This window comes from uncultured Bacteroides sp. (genome assembly GCF_902472605.1).
Taxonomy (GTDB): Bacteria; Bacteroidota; Bacteroidia; order Bacteroidales; family Bacteroidaceae; genus Phocaeicola.
Genome location: NZ_CABROP010000013.1, coordinates 43,627 through 63,154, shown reverse-complemented (window position 1 = coordinate 63,154; position 19,528 = coordinate 43,627). Strand labels below are relative to the sequence as shown.

Annotated in this window: 10 protein-coding genes; all 10 read right to left on the bottom strand. The window is 46.8% G+C overall.

Annotated elements, in window-relative coordinates; translation table 11 throughout:
• Positions 1 to 206: 206 nt before the first annotated feature.
• The 10 genes from RDP42_RS04750 to RDP42_RS04705 all read right to left on the bottom strand — a co-directional run bounded on the left by RDP42_RS04750 (position 207) and on the right by RDP42_RS04705 (position 19,521).
• Complete coding sequence (locus tag RDP42_RS04750; protein ID WP_308762751.1) at positions 207 to 2,432, bottom strand: DPP IV N-terminal domain-containing protein; 2,226 nt, start codon at positions 2,430 to 2,432, stop codon at positions 207 to 209.
• A gap of 141 nt (positions 2,433 to 2,573) precedes the next feature.
• Complete coding sequence (locus RDP42_RS04745) at positions 2,574 to 4,982, bottom strand: beta-L-arabinofuranosidase domain-containing protein (RefSeq protein ID WP_308762749.1); 2,409 nt, start codon at positions 4,980 to 4,982, stop codon at positions 2,574 to 2,576.
• Between the two features lie 30 nt (positions 4,983 to 5,012).
• Positions 5,013 to 7,391 carry a family 43 glycosylhydrolase gene (locus RDP42_RS04740; protein WP_374046917.1) on the bottom strand — a complete coding sequence of 793 codons (2,379 nt, stop codon included), beginning with the start codon at positions 7,389 to 7,391 and terminating at the stop codon, positions 5,013 to 5,015.
• 55 nt (positions 7,392 to 7,446) lie between these two features.
• Complete coding sequence (locus RDP42_RS04735; protein WP_374046916.1) at positions 7,447 to 10,173, bottom strand: glycoside hydrolase family 97 catalytic domain-containing protein; 2,727 nt, start codon at positions 10,171 to 10,173, stop codon at positions 7,447 to 7,449.
• 146 nt (positions 10,174 to 10,319) lie between these two features.
• On the bottom strand, positions 10,320 to 11,228 hold the full coding sequence (locus RDP42_RS04730) for a DMT family transporter (RefSeq protein WP_308762747.1): 909 nt from the start codon (positions 11,226 to 11,228) through the stop codon (positions 10,320 to 10,322).
• Positions 11,225 to 12,598: a Xaa-Pro aminopeptidase gene (locus tag RDP42_RS04725; RefSeq protein ID WP_308762746.1), complete on the bottom strand. Its 1,374-nt coding sequence runs from the start codon at positions 12,596 to 12,598 to the stop codon at positions 11,225 to 11,227. The genes RDP42_RS04730 and RDP42_RS04725 overlap by 4 nt, the downstream gene beginning before the upstream one ends.
• Before the next feature lie 12 nt (positions 12,599 to 12,610).
• Entirely contained in the window at positions 12,611 to 13,963 is a 1,353-nt protein-coding gene (locus RDP42_RS04720) for a DUF6055 domain-containing protein (RefSeq protein ID WP_308762745.1), read from the bottom strand.
• Positions 13,960 to 16,218 (bottom strand): DUF6055 domain-containing protein, encoded by a 2,259-nt coding sequence (locus RDP42_RS04715; RefSeq protein WP_308762744.1) that lies wholly within the window; start codon positions 16,216 to 16,218, stop codon positions 13,960 to 13,962. Before RDP42_RS04715 ends, RDP42_RS04720 begins: the two co-directional genes overlap by 4 nt.
• Positions 16,219 to 16,303: 85 nt before the next feature.
• Positions 16,304 to 17,794, bottom strand: a complete 1,491-nt coding sequence (locus RDP42_RS04710) for a DUF4859 domain-containing protein (RefSeq protein WP_308762743.1) — start codon at positions 17,792 to 17,794, stop codon at positions 16,304 to 16,306.
• A gap of 8 nt (positions 17,795 to 17,802) precedes the next feature.
• Positions 17,803 to 19,521, bottom strand: a complete 1,719-nt coding sequence (locus tag RDP42_RS04705; RefSeq protein ID WP_308762742.1) for a RagB/SusD family nutrient uptake outer membrane protein — start codon at positions 19,519 to 19,521, stop codon at positions 17,803 to 17,805.
• Positions 19,522 to 19,528 lie beyond the last annotated feature (7 nt).

The following is a 19,528-nucleotide window of genomic DNA, read 5'->3' as shown; positions in this document are numbered from 1 at the left end:
TTTTATCAATGACGGGCAACTTACTATCTTTTGATCTTATATCGAACTCACGTTACGTTAAACCACTGTTTCATGGAAGGTACCGGAAAATCGACCCCAATGGAATACAATCATCCTGCAAGGGTATCTGAAAAAGTAATAGAAGACATAGCAAAATGGGTCACCCAGAAATGAGTGACCCATTGTATTATCAGTAATCGAACGATTTATTTTCCAGTTTTGACTTTATCCCAAGACGGAGGAGTAACTCCCATCAAATTGCGGACAAAGAAATCATATCGTTTGTGTTCACCAAAATCTTCTCCCATGGTATGGTGAGCACCCGGAATGACTACCAGTTCAAAATCCTTGTTAGCCTTTTCCAACGCATTGACCACCTGCATCGTAGAAGAGGGGTCTACATTGTCGTCCAATTCGCCGACCACCAGCATCAGCGGACGAGAGAGACGGTAAGCATTGTCCACATTGGAACAAGCGCCGTAAGATTCGTCCACCGGATACCCCATCCAAAGTTCATTCCACCAGATTTTATCCATGCGGTTATCGTGACAGCCACAAGCTGAATAAGCAGCTTTATAAAATTCAGGATGGAAGAGTACGGCACCTGTAGATTCCTGTCCACCAGCTGAGCAACCGAAGATTCCTACACGGTCGATGTCCATATAAGGATATTTCTGTGCGGCCGCCTTAATCCAGGCAATATGGTCGGGCAGTCCGGCATCTTTCAGGTTCTTGTAGCATACTTCCTCAAACTCTTTGGAGCGGAAAGAAGTGGTCATACCGTCTACCTGTACCACGATAAATCCAAGTTCAGCCAAAGAAGTCATCCACCAGTTGTAAGAAGAGAAGGTTTTCGGCACATACTGGTCGCCCGGACCGGAATAGATATATTCAATTACCGGATACTTCTTCGACGGATCAAAGTTAGACGGGCGATAAATGATGCCCCACATATCCGTTTTTCCGTCACGACCTTTGGCTGTAAACACTTCGGGAGCCTTCCAGCCGTTAGCCAACAACGCGGAGATATCTGCCTTTTCGAGTTGCATGCGGACTTTTCCATCTTTTGCCTCACGCAGTACGGTAACAGGCGCCTGGTCTACTTTACTATACACATCCACCAGATATTTGTAGTCGGGCGAATACCAGCACTGGTGCATACCTTCTTCAGGAGTCAGTTCCACCAAGTGGCTGCCGTCGAAGTTGATTTTGTAATAATGAATCAGATAAGGGTCTTCGTTCTTGTTCATGCCATTAGCGGAGAAATAAATCACTCCATTGGCCTCATCCACATACTGCACGCCACGCACGTACCATTCACCTTTTGTAATCTGATTCAACGGTTTTCCAGTAGCCCGGTCGTACATATACAGGTGATTGTAGTTGTCCCGCTCGCTTGACCAGATAATCCGCTTGCCATCACTCAGGTAATTACGATAAATACGTGGATAATTTACGTATTTCTCTTCTTTCTCTTCAATCAACGGACGAACCTTTCCATCGACTGCCGACATTTCCAATACCCGATACACCTTGTGCCCGCGTTCGTTGTACTCGAAGGTGATTCCCTTGCTGTCTGCGTTCCACATCGGAGCCGACAATTCATATTGATGGCTGAACAGTTCAGTAGAAGGAATCAACCGACGACCGGATTCCACTTCAAAAATACAAGGCACCTTGAACCGTAATTCGTCACCTGGTTTGGCGTACTCCTGCTTGTGCAACTTCGGCTGTGACTGATCTGCCGGAGAAGATTCCACATAATACACATAGCGTTTCTCTACCGGACGAATCCGACAAGAAACCACCGACTTGGAGTCGGGCGACCACTGGATGTAAGAAGAGTAATAATTGCTTAACGTACCATCCTGGCTCAGTTGTTTCTCTTTTCCGGTCGCCACTTCACGGGCATACACATTGTCATTCTTAATGAAAGCCACCCATTTCCCATCGGGAGAAGTCACCGGACCTCCATCTTTTTCATCATCCACTTCCATCCAATGACGTTCTTTGCCACGAGGAGGAATCGCACCCTCATCCAACAAACGATTGTGCTTGATGCTGTAAGCCCAGAATTTTCCATCCAGCTGAAAACGCAGAGTATCAAGTGAAGTATTCAGCCAGCAATTCTGAAGCGGAAGATGATAGGCATCTACCTTACGACCCGACTTTTCAGACAAGGCACTGGCCATTTTCTGTTGGTTAAACAACGCAGTACGCTTGGCCGATGCCGCATCCACCTTCACATATTCGTTTCCTTTTTCAGTCTGACGTACATACCAGAAGGAGGAAGTATGTTCTACCCAGTGGGGTACTACTCCGGCATAAAGCACCTGCTTCATACTGTATTTCTCTCTCAGTGCATAAGCCCGGTTGTAATCATCGACCGTACCTTGCGCAAGAAGCGGCATGCAAGATGCACTTCCCAGCATGATGGACAAAAGTCCCGATTTCCATAAATTGTTTTTCATTGTGTTTTATTTAAAAAATCGGGACCTCAGATATTCTTTCTCGCGTCCAAGAATATCCAAAGCCCCGAATCTGATTGCATTATTATCTATAAATTATCATGGTTATTTCACTTCCCATTCATACAAGCCTGAAGAGTTCTTATCCGGCTGAACGACTTCCAGTTTCACCGCCTTGGTCTTTACCGGTTCAAACTCTACGGTGTTCGGATTGCCTTTCTTCACGCCATATTCCGAGATATTCTGTACCGGAGTCCAGTTACCGGAAGCATCCTTGTAATAAATTTTCCAGGATTTCGGCACACGGCAACCTCCCCATGGGGCATCGTCAAACCAGTAAACCGTAGAGCTGGAAACTTCCATTTCTTCCGGGAATTCGTAGGAAATCCATTCTGTAGTACCTTCTTTCGGCCACCAGTGATAATAAGGAATGGTACGGTCGTTTTCATCTTTCGGTACCAGCCCGTCGGTGATGGCAGATAAAGAAGTCACTTTATGAGATGCATCTATCTTACTCTTGGAAGCCAGGGTAGGAATCGCTACCGGACGAGTGGCACTTACTTCATTTGGCAACCATACCGCCATGTTGCCGGCTCCACGGTGTGCCCATGCATAATACGGAATCATTGTCAGGGTATGATCTTTAGCCACCAGACGACCCGACTCATCGTATTCCAAGGTCTGGGCCTGTGTCTTGATTTCATTGATACCATACAGCAAATCCGGTTTTTCTACCACTTCAAACTTCGGTGTGCGGTTCATCAATACGCTCAATACATCGAAATCATTGTCCGGCCATTCTGCACAATAGACAATCGGGCCACGTTCTACAGATACCCGACCACGGTCAGCTTCTACTTTACCGTTGGCTCTTACCGTACGTACGTTCATATCAAAATGGATTTCTACCTTATCTCCCTTCTTCCATTTCCGGTCGATAGTCAGATATCCTTTCTCCAAATCCGATTTCACTTCTTGTCCGTTCACCTTTACACTGTATTTCGGACGACTGCCGTCTGTATAAGTATACAGGTCACTTGGAACCACCTGGTTACGTACCCATCCCGGAATACGGATCTTCATGGCAAACTGTCCGGCTGAATTGCGGTCTACGGCCAACGTGATGTCTCCGTTCCAAGGATAAGAAGTGGTCTGTGACAAGGTCACCTTCTTGCCATTTACTTTCAGCGTGGCATTATTAGCGATAAACAGGTTCACATACACATCCTTGTCCTTCACTGCATACACATAACCCGGTACAGACGGGATGAAACGGCAGATGTTAGACGGGCAACAAGCACAACCAAACCACGGCTGGCGCTGGTGCTGTCCCATAGATTCCAACGGATTCGGATAGAAGAATGAACCGCCATCCAATGATACGCCTGAAATCAATCCGTTGTACAATGTACGTTCCAGCACATCATAATACTTGGAATCCCCGTGCAGAAGGAACAGACGGTAGTTCATATATACATTTCCGATAGCGGCACAAGTCTCACAATATGCCGACATGTTGGGAAGTTCATAATTCTTTCCGAAAGCTTCCCCATTGCTCGTCGCTCCAATACCACCGGTAATATACAATTTCTTGGAAACGATGTTTTCCCAAATACGGTCAATGGCATGCACATACGCTGTATCTCCTGTCAAGGCAGCCACATCGGCCATACCAGAATACATGTAAGCCGCACGTACCGCATGTCCTACTGCTTCATCCTGTTCAATCACCGGCTTATGAGCCTGACTGTATTCATCCCGGCGGGAAGTATAGCCACGCTTGTCCAGGAAGAATTTAGCTTCATCCAAATATTTCTGGTCACCTGTTACCAAATACAGTTTGGCCAATGCCATTTCCGCAATCTGATGTCCCGGTACACGCACCTGCTGTCCCGGCTTATCACCGATTTCCCGGCACACACAATCCGCATAGCGAATCGCAATATCCAAAAAGTTCCGCTGTCCCGTAGCCTGATAATGGGCAATGGCTCCTTCAATCATGTGTCCTAAGTTATAGAACTCATGGCTCAGTTCCTCTACTTTTTCCCAGCGTTTGCTACCCGCCCATTCATGTGGATGTTTGGGGTTCATGGTACGTGCCGTGTACAGATAACCGTCGGGCTCCTGTGCCGCAGCCACAATCACCAGTACACTGTCGATATACTTCTTCAACTTCTCATCCGGATATGTCTGAAGCAGATAACTTGCTCCTTCAATGGTCTTGTACACATCGGTATCATCGAACGAATATCCCGTTACCTTGTTGTTTTCACTCGGATGAGCGGCCATTTCAAAATTCTTGTAACGTCCGGTTTCTTCACATTTGCTGAATGCCAACGGAATCGTCACTTCCCGACTTGCTTTCAAGCGTTGTCCCCAGAAAGAATCCGTCAGTTTTACTGAAGTAAACGGAACCGGATCAATCGGATAACCGTGTGCCGGAGTTTTCTTCTGTGCGTATGCCCCGCCTCCTATCAATGAAAAGAGCAGAGCCGAAATCACTAGTTTTTTCATGGTTTCTTTTTTATTTATTGGTTATTTTCTTCATTTATTGTTCAGCGGAAGAGCTTCATCCCAAATCTTAATCGCATGTACATAGCCACTGAACGGCCAATTGCCTTCCGCATTCTGCCCCAAAGTTACAAATTGTATTGGTTTTATCAGTAATTGAATGTCTTTCGAACTGATCAGTTGGTCATTTATGTATACTTTTTCTATTCTGCCATCGAAAACTACATAAATATGTTGCCACTTGCCGGCCAAAGTTTTGGCATCCTTATAGCCCACATCTTCATACCAGCCATAATGGTTCAGCATACCGCAACGAGGTTCTGTCCCGTTCACCAGCATGATTTTCTCTAACTCGTCATGCGAACTGGTAAAATCGGCCACACATTCATTTTCTGCCAGTTCCGGGTTCAGCACCCACGCCTCCAAAGTATAAGGCGCATTGTCACGAAGCGTAGCCGGCAACGTAAAGCTGGAGCGGAAGAACTGCTTGCCTTCAAAACGGAAAGCCTTCTTACCTTGCACTTCCTCCACCACTACCGGCGCTTTCTGTGCCTCGAAATAACCTTCCACTACTCCTTTATTCGGAATATACGGTACCGTATCTCCTACGGCGAAATCTTCGGCTGTCATAGAGACCAGCAATCCCTTCTTTACACGGTCGGAAGCCTCCACACGTACCAGTCCAACCGTCGCATCATACGCTTTCTCTGCTTCTTCCTGCTTCCAATTATAATAACGGAAATTTGTCAAGGCCAGTTCCTTGTCTGCGGACTGAATCATCACTTTCCCACGTTGTACATAGTCTTCTGCCGACTTGGAAGTCCAATGGTTGTTTTCATATACCCAGACAGTGGCTGTATGTGCTTCCTTCTTATTGATGACCGGAGATTCAAATTCCAGCTGTGTACCCGGCGCCAAGACAATGGCTTCTTGTCCTCCTATACGCTTGCGGGAAACTTGTCCGGTTTTCAGACGGAAAATACCACCCAGCATACCACCGTCGTTCTTCCATCCCGTACCGTTCCAATCCAGTCCAGAGAGTCCCATCCACAGCTGAGGAGAAGCTGTTTCGTATTCCCCAAATACCTTGATGTTCCACAATGCACCGGCAAAACCGTTTTTCTGTGTACCCGTGGTTGTCAATCGTACATAACGTGCATCCGTTTCTCCAAAATCCACCATCGGACTTCCAGCCAGGTAATTGTCACGCTTGTCTGCAAAGACTTTCCACTGTTTTCCATCCACTGAGGTTTCAATCAGGTATTGATAATACGACGTACCATATTCAAACTGTGTCCAGATGGTACGTATCTTTTCCACCTTCTGCAAATCAATTTCAATCCATTCCTGCCCCATCGTTTTCGGACGCCACAACGTCCCGTTATTGTCATCCACCGCATATTCAGGCAAGAAATTCGCATCATAATACGAAGAAGCCTTAACCGGTTTCCCGTATGCCAGATTCTTCGATTTCAAGATACTTTTGGCAAAAGCACCGACTCCGCTGTGTGTCCCTTCCACCGGTACAATCGAGCCATCGGCATTAAACTCCAGCTTGTCTATGCAAAGCTGGCGATGGAATCCCCGATTAGAATGAGGATTGTCGTGACGATGATAGACAATATAGTAATTGTCGCCTTCCTTCAGAATACTGTGATGTCCCGGACCATGCACCGTACCGTCGGCCGAGGTTTTCAGTACCGTACCTCTGTACGTATAAGGACCGAGCGGCCCTACTGTACTTGTGGCATATTGTACATGATAGGTACTGTCATGACAAGAATCAGAAGAATACATGAAATAATAGATTCCGTTCCGCTTCATGACAAACGGAGCCTCGAAAAAGTCCTTGACTTCCGTATTGGGAATCAGCTTTGTTTCCACAAAACCTTTCATATCGGGTGTCATTTTTCCCGCCCCGCAACCAAAGCCTTTGTAAATACCCCATGTTCCCCAATACAGATACACGGAACCATCGTCATCCACAAACGACTGCCCGTCCAATGTGATGGCATTCTTTACAAACCGATCAGGTACCAGCACTGCTTCACTCTCGCCGAGCACATTCTTCCACGGGCCACGTGGGGTATCAGCCATTCCCTCATACACATTACACGGCTGGCAATAGAACATCCGATAAGTCCCGTCTGTATGCTTCATCACATCCGGTGCCCAAATCCAGTGACTGTTCGGCCAGTTCATCGGCATAATGGTCCAGTTCTCAAAATCCTTGCTACACCACACCTGTGCAGGGCCAAAGCCGGCCCCACTTCCATCGGTCGTGGCATATACATAATACGTGTCTCCAAATTTCTTTACAGTAGGATCTGCAAAATAACCGGGAATAAAAGGATTGCCTGCTCCCGGTGTATTCCACTCTACTTTCTGCGAATACATCGCCTGCAAGGCCATTCCCAAAAACAAACCCGTCAGAACTTGCTTTTTCATTGTGTTTCTCTTTTTCTTATTATAGGTGAACTTCATTCAAAATAGGTATCTCTATCTCATAAAAATACTCTTTCAGCAACTGATACATCTCCGGATCGTACGATTTCAGTTTCGTACGACGGTTCATGGAGTTATGTACCTTATTGGGAGTCTCCGAATAACGGTTGCAGTTGAAGAACGACTGCACACACTCTGCAAAATACTCTTCCTTGTTTGAGATGGCATACGTATCTTTCCACAACCCCTTGGCAATGGCATGCTGCATACATTTCTCCAAACGGTCGTTGAAATCAGGTTCTACCCCCACAATGCCAATAGTATGGAACAAATGCGCGAATTCATGAATCAGGATATTCTCGCCCACATACCGGTCACCCGGCAGAGCCAACACGTTCTCTTCTCCGCAGCTGGCCGAGAAATCATCCTCCGGTGCTCCGCCAAATCCTCTGGCCCGCTTGTTCCAGTAAGCGATGTTCTCCGGTGAATTGCAGATATGCGCATATTCCGGCAAGTCGCACACCTCTTCATGCTCTCCGATTATCATCACATGGCATCCCTTGCTCACCATCTCTTTCTTAACGTCCGGACGCTTTGCCGTCATCAGTGAAATGATCTCATAGGCTTTTTCCAATGCCTCATCACGCACATGTTCTGAGGATACAATGTACAAACCGTCCACTGCCAAGTATTTCTTATAGAAAGAAGGGATTCCCTTTCCTTCCGGCACGGCCGAAGGTTTCACATCAGCCACAAACGTGCGTTCCAGTTTCAAGGCAAAACCACCTCCTGAAGCCAGATGGATAGATAGTTTTGTATTGGCATCTACAATGCAGGTCTGCTTTACGTAATCTTCCGCCTGATGAGAAGCATTGATACCGTCTTTAAACAGCGTACATCTATACTTCTCCCCTTTGCCCAGGAACGAGAAGTCCAAGGTGATATCCCGCTCGTCCCAGTTCGTCATTCCACCGATATACCAGTTGATATCCTTTTTACGAACCGTCACGATAGACTCACCCAGCTTACCTGAGTAAATAAAAGTAGAATCCACCTCCATCGGTATCGAACTGATAAAGTCTACACACTCCTGCTCTTTCTGATAATTCGTCGGTGCATCGCACAACATCGTGAACGGAGAATCATGCACGATATAAGCTGCCAGCTGGTGACAACGTGTGCCCATGCTGGCCGGAGTAGAATACATCGGCTGGAAGTCACGTTTTGACAAGTTCCGCATGGCTCCCGGCGTATAATCCACGTATCCCGCCATCAAGCGAATGTACGGGAAAGTCACGTCATAAAGCGGCATATTCTTTTCCACTTCGCTCCATTTCATTTCCTCCATGCCGAACACACTCTCATAGTTCACCACGTTCGGATACGTACGGTTCAGCCCTGTCGGTTTATAGATACCGTGATAGTCCAGCATCAGTTTGTATTCGGCCGCTTTTGCCGCAATACGATAAATCATTTCTACTGCCGTCTGGTCATCCCGGTCCAGGAAATCCACCTTGAATCCCTTGATACCCATTTCCGAATATTTCCGGCAAGCCTCATCCAACTGCGAATCCAATACGTTAAATACCGTCCAGAGTACCAGTTCCACGCCCTTGCTCTTTCCATAGCGGACCAGTTCCGGCAAATCCAGTTCCGGAATCGTCTTCAGCATGTCCCCACTCTTCGGATCGTACCATCCTTCGTCCAGTACCACATATTCCAGTCCGTTGCGAGAGGCAAAGTCAATATAATATTTATATGTATCCATATTGATGCCCGCCTTGAAAGGTACTCCCTTCAAGTTCCAGTCATTCCACCAGTCCCAGGCCACCTTTCCCGGTTTCACCCATGAACAGTCACCGATACGGTTCGGCGAAGCCAAAGCATACACTAAGTTATTCACCGGCATGTCCGTATCTTTTTCCGTGATAGCTAAAATACGCCACGGATACGTCCGGTCACCCTTTACATGTGCAATGTAATCTTCCGTTTCCGTCACATACTCCTGCTTGCGCCAGGGATAAAAGTCCGTTTTCTTCGGATACGGAGCAAACACCCCTTTCAATGCCTGCTTCCCATCCGGCTGCACGAACATACCCGGATACGCCTCCAAGTCCGACTCCAGCAACGTCACCTTTACCTGCTTGCAATCCACCGTGACCGGCAAGAAGGCCAGTTCCTGCGGTGCTTCCGACAACGGTTTTACCTCATACGTATTCTGGAATGCCATCGCCATCGGCTTTTCCTTATTTGTAGAATACGAAAGATAAGCTGTATAATCACCGGCAAACCGGAACTCCGCTATTTCATTCTTAATAATCAAATCCTCTTTTGAAGAAGTATAAAAGCGATAAGCCACTCCGTCGTTGTAGACACGGAAATAAACTCCGCAGCCACCTTTCAGCTTCAAGTTCATTTCATTGCAAATCGCACGAAACGACTTGAAGCGATAAAAAGGTGCATCGATGTCCTGAATCATCTTTTTCGTTTTGGAAGAAATCACTTTCTCCCCGCCGGCCGAGGCCGACGCCTTTCCTTCTTGAATTAGCCCTAATTTACTATCTACAACAATAAGAGAGTCTTTATGATATATACAATAAGTCAACCCATTTGCACCGGATGAGACCTCTACCTTCAGGTGTTTATCCGGCGACTGCACCACATATTTTTTATTGCTGGCTGCCATTACAGACAGACAACCGCAAAGCCATAAAAAAACGGCACTCACTAAAAACGATGTATTTTTCATACCCACAGAATATTTACTTTTTCCGATTACAAAGAAAAAAGATAGACCGATAAGTTTCTGACAGGGAAGTCTGAAACGATAACAATATCATCCCAAAATCCCTTCTCCTACACTTAGAAGAAGGGATTTTGTACTATTTTTTCATCCTACTGGACGATTTTTGCCTGATTCTTGGTCTTCACAAAATACTGGTTAAACACGATGCCTAACACAATCATCACCAATCCGATGTAGGTGGTAAAAACGATGCGTTCGCCCAGCACTACGGAGATGAAGAACAATGACATGAAAGGAGACAGGTAACACAACTGGTTGATCAACGCCGGATTGGAGGTCTTCCGCATGGCCAGTCCGAAGAAGATAAACGGGATACCCATCTCAAAACCTCCCACATACATGCCCGACAACACTCCGGTCAAAGAATGCAAGTTCAATCCGACACACAACGCGCCGATAGACAAATAAACCGAACCGAACAGGAAAGTCAGAAACAGCACCACACTGCCGTCCGTCTGTACCTTATTCCGGTTGTTGAACATCCAGTAGGCAGCCCACAGCACCGCACTCAATGCCGCCAACAGAAAACCTTCGGCCGACACGGTCATTTCACCTTCAAAACCTGTACCAATGGAAATTAAAGCTACCCCTGCCAACGACACAAACATACCGATGTACTTCTTTTTCGGAATCGGCTGCCCGGCAAACAGCGCCAGCAAAATCAACAGCACAATCGGCCATGCATAATTGATGGGCTGCGCCACCTGTGCCGGAAGCAGTTCATACGCCTTGAACAACACCAAATAGTAAGCTACCGGATTCAGCAGCCCTAATGCCGCATAATACAGCCATTGCTTCCCAGTCAGGTTTCCCAGCAGTCTCCATTTCCGCTGTACGGTGAGCAACACCGTAAATATCACCAGCGAGGTCAGGCTGGCCACCCACAACATTTCAAAATGCGTCAGATAACGCAACGCCATCTTGAACGCCGTGGCTACCGTCGACCAGCTCAACACCGCTACACAGGCACACGCAATTGCTTTGTTATCGTTCGTCATCTCAGGGCCTCCACTTCTTCGGTTGTCAATGGAATTCTCTGTCCCAGTTGCCGTGCCCCGGTGGCCGTAATCAAGTAATCCTCTTCGTTACGCAAGCCCGTAAAATCACGGTAACTCTCCAGTTTCTCATAATTGATGAAATCCGTAAAGCGATGCTCCGATTTCCAATAATCTATCAGCTCCGGAATAAAATAAATACCCGGTTCAATGGTCAGCACAAAACCCGGTTCCAGTTTACGGGCCAAACGCAATGACTTCCGTCCGAACTGCGTACTCTTGGGATGTCCGTCATAGCCTACCCACACTTCACCTAAGTTCTCCATGTCGTGTACATCCAGTCCCATCATATGGCCCAGTCCACAAGGGAAGAACATGGCATGCGCTCCCTGTTCCACGGCATCTGCCGGATTGCCTTTCATCAAGCCCAGCCCTTTCAAGCCTTCGCAAATCACCCGGCAAGCCAAATCATACACATCCCGGAAATACACTCCCGGCTTCAAGGCATTCACTGCCGCCCGATGCGCTGCCACCTGAATGTCGTACACATCCTTCTGGCGGCTGGTGAATTTCTTTCCGGCACAGATGGTAGACGACATGTCTCCGGCATAGCCCATCTCCGTTTCGGCTCCTGCATCCACTAACAGCATATCACCTTCCTTCACCGTATGACCATAATAGTGGTTGTGGAGCGTTTGTCCGCACACTGTGGCAATAGTCGGGAAAGACAGACGGCATCCATTCGCCCGAGCCACTGCCTCCAAAGCCGCAGCCGCTTCATACTCTTTCATGCCGATGCGCAACACCCGCATGGCTTCCAGGTGCATTTCTGCCGTTACGTTGCAAGCCCGTTCAATCTCCGCAATTTCCTCTTCCGTCTTGTGATTCCGCAAGTCGACAATCCCTTTGATAAACGGTACAGAAGGAAGCTCCGCTCCCGGTTTTACTCCTAACAAATCCATCAGTTTCAACCGATGCTCGGCACGGTAGGGCGGTAGATAGTGCACCATCCGCTTTTGTGCCACCACTTTCTGCACGTATGTCTTCAGTTCGGCCAGCGGGCGCGTTTCCGTCACCCCTACCCGCTGTGCTTTCTCGTGTAAGGTAGGCTGCGTACCCATCCACACAATATGGTCGATGGTCAGTTCGTCGCCAAAAATGATTTCACGCCCCTCATCAATATCAATTACCGCAGCCAATCCGGCATACGACAAACCCCAGAAATACAGGAAGGAAGAATCCTGCCGGTAATCGTACGTGTTGTCCTCATAATTCATTCCGCACTCGTCGTTCCCTAAAAAGAGGAGCAGGCCTGAGCCCACACTCTCCTTCAATTGCCGCCTGCGGGCGACATACGTTTCTTTTGCAAACATAGTTTTATCCTTTTAGTTCTTTAAATCCGTACCTTTCAATTTGATGCGATAAGGCCATTGTGCATCTTTTTCCCCGCTCCGAGGCGAAGGATTCATCCAATGCTCCTCCGGTGCCCCCATCACTACCAACCACAAATATACTAACTTCTCGTTTTCAGGTACTTTAAAAGTCAGTTTTCCTTTCTGCTTGGCACTCATTTCACCATACAGACTTGTTCCGTCCGCCTTTACAGCTACGAAACCATACCGCCAACCCGCTTTTTCCGGATGAACCGATACATAACCTTCCTGTGAACCTTTCAATCCCTCAAATTGTAAGGTTACCTTCGTTCCCGATTCCGGTACCACCAACGGGATGACATTGAAGCCGTAGTTCTCCGGACAAACCTCGGCAGGTACCTGATACCATCCATCTGCCTGCTTCGTCAGCTTACAATCATATTGGTTGGCATAAGGCCGGGTATTCTTCCACACCCGTTCAAAGTCCAGATTCACCAGATGGCGGCTGGCATCGAACATCTCGTCACAGAAAGCCTCCTGTGACAGCCCCGTCAACCGTTTGTACGTCATCACCGGGTCTTCTCCCTTTTTTCCCTTCCGGAAAAGTTCGGCAATAATGGGACGTCCCCGCTTCACTCCCCAATACTCTAAGATATACGGAGAGTGATAGATATTCTCCAGGTGCAGATAAGCCTTGTGCGTCAGTTTCGTGAATGCATCCCAGTGATATTTTTCATCGGTCTGCCAGTCTGGATTGACCTGCCACAACATCCATTGTGAAGCCATCTCGAAGAAACCAGAGCCGCCCCAAGCCTCCCCTTCCCCGTCACACGAAATCTGCGATTGGAAACTGTGGCCCAGTTCGTGTGCCACACAGTTCAGCTTTTCATCCTGGATACGGTTGGGGGCCACCCACAAAGCTCCAATCTGTTGGTCATAATCCCCGCCGTAGGCCGTTCCCTCGAGCGAATAGTTAATCATGACCATCATCCGGTAACGGTCGCTCTTCGACCCCGGCTTGGTAAATTGCAGGGAGTCCCGGAAAAACGTATAAAAATATTCCAGCTTGTCCGTCAGGTTGTTCAAGTCCACATGCATGTCGTGTCCTTCCAGCTGAGGAGGATTCGCCAGGTCATTGCCGAATCCTTTCTCCCAGAACACCGCCACATTGTCCGTGCAGCACATCCGTTGATAACTCCATTTGGAGTCCGGGTTATGAAGGTCCATGCCCTGCAAATCCTTGGGAATGTAAATTTCCTTCCCTCTCAGTTTGTTATTGCACAAATCAACGGGACACACCGATTGTGAAAAAGCGGCAGTACACACTGCCGCTAAAAGAAATGCTCCTATAAATCGTTTGTTCATTTGATATGAATATTAAAGACAAAAGTTATCCGATACTGTTTTCCTCCTTCGGTATAAACCAAGGCTTCCTTCACGGTATAAGTATCACCGGAAGCCGATTTTCCTGGATATTGCCCGATGGAGAAAATAAAGTTCTCCGCATCGTATTCCACATACACCTTACTGTCATTGTCGCTTCCCCATCCAATGGAATTACCCAAGCTGTCAAACCAGAAGCCATATCCGTTGGCTGTCGTATTGTAGTCCAGACTACCGTCTGCCTTTACTGCAGCAAAGGCAATTTTTCCCTCTTGAGGCTCTGCTTTTGCGGATAACATATACGATGTCAGCTGTGAAGGCTGCATGGTCAGTGCCTGCGCTACTTTTGTGAGGTCTCCCAGTTCAGAAATATTGACAGAAGTCCCATTATAATCTGTCGCACTCGCCGCAAAAGAAACGTCGTACGTCAGTGTCAGGTTCTGGGGCTCTGCATCCGGGTCAATCGTCACGTTTCCCAACAAATCCGTATGCTCGAACTTCACTTTATACGGGAACTGTTGGTCGGTCAATTCCTTTTCATCCCACGGATGAACCGTATAGGCCTGCGGAGCTGCCTGTACAATGAAATACAAACTCTGCGTGCCAGCCGGTACATTAAAGGAAACTTTCCCGTTCTTATCCGAATGCGCTTCACCGTATTCCCGGCTTCCATCCTGTTTCAATGCCACGAAACCATACATCCAGCCCATATTCCCGGCACTTCCTGCCGTATTGTATTTCGTGGTTGTACCCTTCACAGCCTCCGATTCCATGTACTCACCCGGATCACCCGCTGCCAATGCGGCACCTGGTTCCAGTCCTACGAAATCGGCTGTCACCACCGTATTGCCGGCTTCCGGCAGGTTCAAAGGAATCACATTGAAACCGGTAGCTTCCGGACAATTGGCATACGCCACTTGATAATAGTCTCCACTTGTATAGAATGTGGTGTGATACCGTCCGAGATACCCATCGGAATATTCACGTACCCCATCGATGTCGAAAGTAGCCATCCGGCTGGCATAATCATACAGCTCTTCTTTCGTCTTGTTCCAATCGTTATTGCAATACAACCGTGTATAAGCCGAGATGGCATCCTCCGGATACACAGACTCTCTCCAGATATTACCAATTGTCTCAATGCCATGCTTCATCACCCAATAAGACTGTAACCAGTAGCTGGCATAACGCATCCATTCGTTTTCAAAATGACGGTGATTATTCTTCAACCACACATCAAAATCGTAAGAGGTAAACATTTCTTCCGGGTAATCCTGGAACGACTGCCATTGGGCACATTGCTCCCAGAAACCGTTTCCACCGTTACTTCCTTCATATCCGTAACGGAAACCCGACTTGAGATCGTCATTTCCTCCCTGACACAATTTATCACAATACACCTGGTACTGGAAGCTATGCCCGATTTCATGCGCTATGGTAGACCCCACAGGCTGGCACGTACTTGGATTTACCCACAAAGCCCCAATGGTATTGTCGTACCCGGAACCCGTAGCGAGCCATTCTTCCTGATACAACAGATAGATTTCCATCTTGTAGCGGTCCAGGAATGATTTGCCCTGTCCGGTTTCCGCAAACTTCAGCTTTTCGATATTGGTCTTATAGAACTGCTCGGCCTTTTTCAAAAGGTCATCGATGTCTACCCGCAAATTGGCAGGTACCGTTTCCGCATTCGGGTCATCGCCAAATCCGGCTTCCCAGAACACGAAGAAATGTTCGCTCTGTTTGGAACGGAACCACGACCATTTGGCATCGCTGCGCAACATGTCCATACCTTCAAACTCTGCCGGCTTGTAGTATTTGTCGAAATCTTCCACCTCCGACTCGTCCATCACCTGCAAGGAACCTCCTCCCTGCGTGATGCCAATTTCTTTCACGGTACTTCCACAAGAAAGCACCAAAGTGGCCGTTCTCGCCGCCTCATTTTCATTGATGGAGAACGTCAGGTTCAACGTGATGGCTCCTCCTACTCCACTGGTTTCCGAGAGTGTAATCCAATCAGCTGCCGAATCCTCTTTCAACGATGCTTTCCACGACGATACGGCGGTAAACTTCACAGAGGCAGAAGTATCTTCCGCTTCCAATGTCAGTTGCGATGAAGTTTCATCTATTTTTATCTCTTCGCCTTGCACTTGCTCCTCTTCTTTACAGCTATTCACCGAAACCACCCATAAAAATGAGAGCAAGCATAAGCCTATCCATCTCAATGTGCTTTTCATAAAACTGTTTATTAAAAAAGAAAGATGTGCTTAACCATAAACAATCAAACACATCTTCCCCTTTTTATTAATTAATCAATGATTCTCACTCTTCTACCTGAGGATCAATCTGCAATGTCAGGTTCACCGTCACTTTTCCACCGTTACAAGTAATGATGTAAGTAGTCTTCACGGTAGCTCCGGCTGTAGGTGATACATTTTCAGGATGGTTACCTCCATACAGGTACAATTCTGTTTCGCTGGTTCCCAAGCTTACCCAGCCAAGACCTTCGGCAAACTTGACAGCTGAACCATCTTCTCCCAACCAATATCCCGGAACATCTGCAGTATATTCAGGGTCTTCTGAAGATTCCTCCTTGCAATAGATTTTCAAATCACCTGAAACACGTGCACTGTGAATCTGATAAGTCGTCATCTTAAAGGCCTGACGAAGCACATCCCGAATATCATATTGCACATTCGCATAATCAGTGGTATAATTCTTGGTCAGTGTCACATCGATGGTCTTTTCTTCCGGTGTCCCTTCCGGAGCGGTTTCCGGGTCATTGTAAGCTACCACATTGACTGTGATTTCCATCATTACAATCTTATTGTTGGCCAGGAATCCATAGTTGAATGTATATGAATCTCCCACAGCCGTCTTGCCCGGATATTGGCCGATACCGATTTCATTTTCAACCCATTCATCACCTCCATAGGATGTATAGATACGAGAGTTGTCAGAATATCCGCTGGCATATCCATCCACGTCGAACCAGAAACCATTTGTTCCGGCATCTGATTCCTGTGCATAGCTTCCATCAGATTTCACAGCCACAAACTTCTCGATATCATCCATTGATGAGATACCTAAGTCAGCTTTTACCTGATCGGCATTAAACTCTACATTGTTCAAATCGTATGTACTTGCCGGATTCACGTCAATACTGAGTTTCTGAGTAGAAACCACCGGTGCCGTAATGGCTGCTGCTCCATGGGCATTTACCGTAATAACCACTGCCACACGTTTTTCACCATACTTCAAGCCTTCAATTACCTTTACAGTCTGTCCATCGGTCAGGTGGCCCGGATACTGCATTACATTAAAGAACTTATCTTCCGTATTGAACTCACAACAAACCATGGCAGAAGTACCCCAGGCCACTACATTTCCATCGGCATCAAACCAATGCCCCCAAGTAGAGTTACTGTTTGAAGCCGTCATATTATCGGCATGGGTAGAACCTTCAATGGCAAAGCCTGTAATCTCAGGTGCTCCAGATTCCAAGGCGATACCTGCCAACAGGTCTTCTTCTGAAATTCCAAACAACTCAGCTATTTTATCTGTCTCCACCGTAACCTGAGCCCCATCATACGCTACGGTACTCAACGTGATATCTGCTGTATATTCCAAAATCAAATCTGCATTAATCTGATTTCGTTGCGCTTCTTCGATGGAATCCTGACGCGCCATTTCTGCGATTTCAGCATCGGTAAGCACATGCTCTCTCGAAACATCTTCATTATCCCCGCAGCTTGTAACTCCCAAAGAACACAAACCACCCAATAATGCCGCATATAATAAATGTTTTTTCATAATCTTAATCAATTACCAGAATAACCTTCATTTTGTTTCAAACTAATATTCGCATCCAAAGCTGATTTAGGAAGAGGGAAATAATCCCATTTGGTTTCAGTAGTCGCATCCTTGCAGAACCAAGATTTTCCATTGAATACATTCCGTCCATCTTGCATCTTGAAACGAATCAAATCCTGACGGCGATGGTGTTCACCTACAAACTCCCAGCCAAGATCATCCAGCAAACCACCGAGAATAATATCACTACCGCCTTCCTGTGTAGATACATAAGAAGCTCTGTCCCAGTTAGCAAAACCTTCGCAAGTATATTCACGGTGACCGTAATCATACACACTTCCACCTTTCAGCTGTGCTACAGTACGAGTGGCTTTTGCCACAGAGTCGAAAGAACGTTTACGAACTTCCGTAATCAAATCGGCAGCTGTCTGCTCTGTTTCACCGTTGTATCCGCCCAATCTCAGCAGACATTCGGCCTTGATGAACATCGCATCGGCCAAACGATAGAATGCCACATCGTTTCCATACGTACCATCGGTACCTGAACAGATTTCACTCTTGACAAAACGGTAACCTTCCTGCTGATAAGCACCCGGATTGTCAATAGAATGTACATCTTTATTATAATTCAAGTATCCGGTACCCGACCAGTCATCTGCAGTAAACTCTATCGGATCACCAGCCTGCGGAGTATAAGTTCCATCGGAGTTCTTCACCGCATTTTTCTGAATGCCACCAGCCCAGGTATCAGTCAGACGTTTATCCTCAGCATCATAAGTATCAATGAACTGGGGCACAGCGCAGCTACCATTCTGAGCCGCACCGGTACAACCATACGCAGCCAAACCTGATTGCGGCAGACACTTACTGGACAGATAATTATGAGAGGCATGCGTAATATCCAAAGGAATGGCAAATATCACCTCTGGAGAAGAATCAATGTCATGTTTAAAGTTATCCAGATAATTTTCGGCCAACGAATAACCTCCATCGTTAATCACCTCATTTACTTCTGTATAAGCTTTCTCATACCAAAAGTTATCATCACCCCCAAAATAAGCATTGTGGTTCAGGTACAATTTGGCCAATGTCATACAAGCCGCATAACGGTTGGCATAGCCAAACACGTGCTCTGTACCTAAATCATCTTTGATTTCTGAAAGCTCAGTCACACAGAAATCAAAAATATCCTGTGCCGAACTTTGAGCCGGAAGATACCCATCAGGGACATTTCTTGTTGTCTCCAATGGCACATTGCGGAATGCATCCATCAACATATAATATACGGTAGCACGAAGGAAACGCAATTGGGCTCTATCCGCAGCATTTGCTTCCGGCAGGACATCCAGACACTGGTTACAATATCCGATGCATTTATACGCATAGTTCCAGAAACCATCAATGTGGCCCAAGTTATAATCCCAATCATGTTTATGCATATTCACATACAGGTCACCCCAGCCAATGCCAATTCGTTTCGGGGTCATGTATGTATCACTACATTCTTCCTGCAAGTCAAAATAGCCATTCCATGCCCAATAAATGTAGCGGAATTGTGCAAAAGCTTGCCCCATCAATGCATTCACATCATTTTCACTGGTAAAGTCCAAGTTACTCTCGTTCAACGAATCATATAAATTCTCTGACAAATCTGTACATGAACCAAATGTCAAACAAGAACTTGCAGCCAATCCTACCAATATATGTTTGAATCTCAAATTTTTCATAAATCTA

Bases quoted from the DNA above. Each gene is read 5' to 3' on its own strand.
- RDP42_RS04720 (WP_308762745.1), bottom strand. From the start codon at position 13,963: ATGAACAAACGATTTATAGGAGCATTTCTTTTAGCGGCAGTGTGTACT.
- RDP42_RS04710 (WP_308762743.1), bottom strand. From the start codon at position 17,794: ATGAAAAAACATTTATTATATGCGGCATTATTGGGTGGTTTGTGTTCT.
- RDP42_RS04730 (WP_308762747.1), bottom strand. From the start codon at position 11,228: ATGACGAACGATAACAAAGCAATTGCGTGTGCCTGTGTAGCGGTGTTG.
- RDP42_RS04725 (WP_308762746.1), bottom strand. From the start codon at position 12,598: ATGTTTGCAAAAGAAACGTATGTCGCCCGCAGGCGGCAATTGAAGGAG.
- RDP42_RS04735 (WP_374046916.1), bottom strand. From the start codon at position 10,173: ATGAAAAATACATCGTTTTTAGTGAGTGCCGTTTTTTTATGGCTTTGC.
- RDP42_RS04740 (WP_374046917.1), bottom strand. From the start codon at position 7,391: ATGGCCTTGCAGGCGATGTATTCGCAGAAAGTAGAGTGGAATACACCG.
- RDP42_RS04705 (WP_308762742.1), bottom strand. From the start codon at position 19,521: ATGAAAAATTTGAGATTCAAACATATATTGGTAGGATTGGCTGCAAGT.
- RDP42_RS04750 (WP_308762751.1), bottom strand. From the start codon at position 2,432: ATGCTGGGAAGTGCATCTTGCATGCCGCTTCTTGCGCAAGGTACGGTC.
- RDP42_RS04715 (WP_308762744.1), bottom strand. From the start codon at position 16,218: ATGAAAAGCACATTGAGATGGATAGGCTTATGCTTGCTCTCATTTTTA.
- RDP42_RS04745 (WP_308762749.1), bottom strand. From the start codon at position 4,982: ATGAAAAAACTAGTGATTTCGGCTCTGCTCTTTTCATTGATAGGAGGC.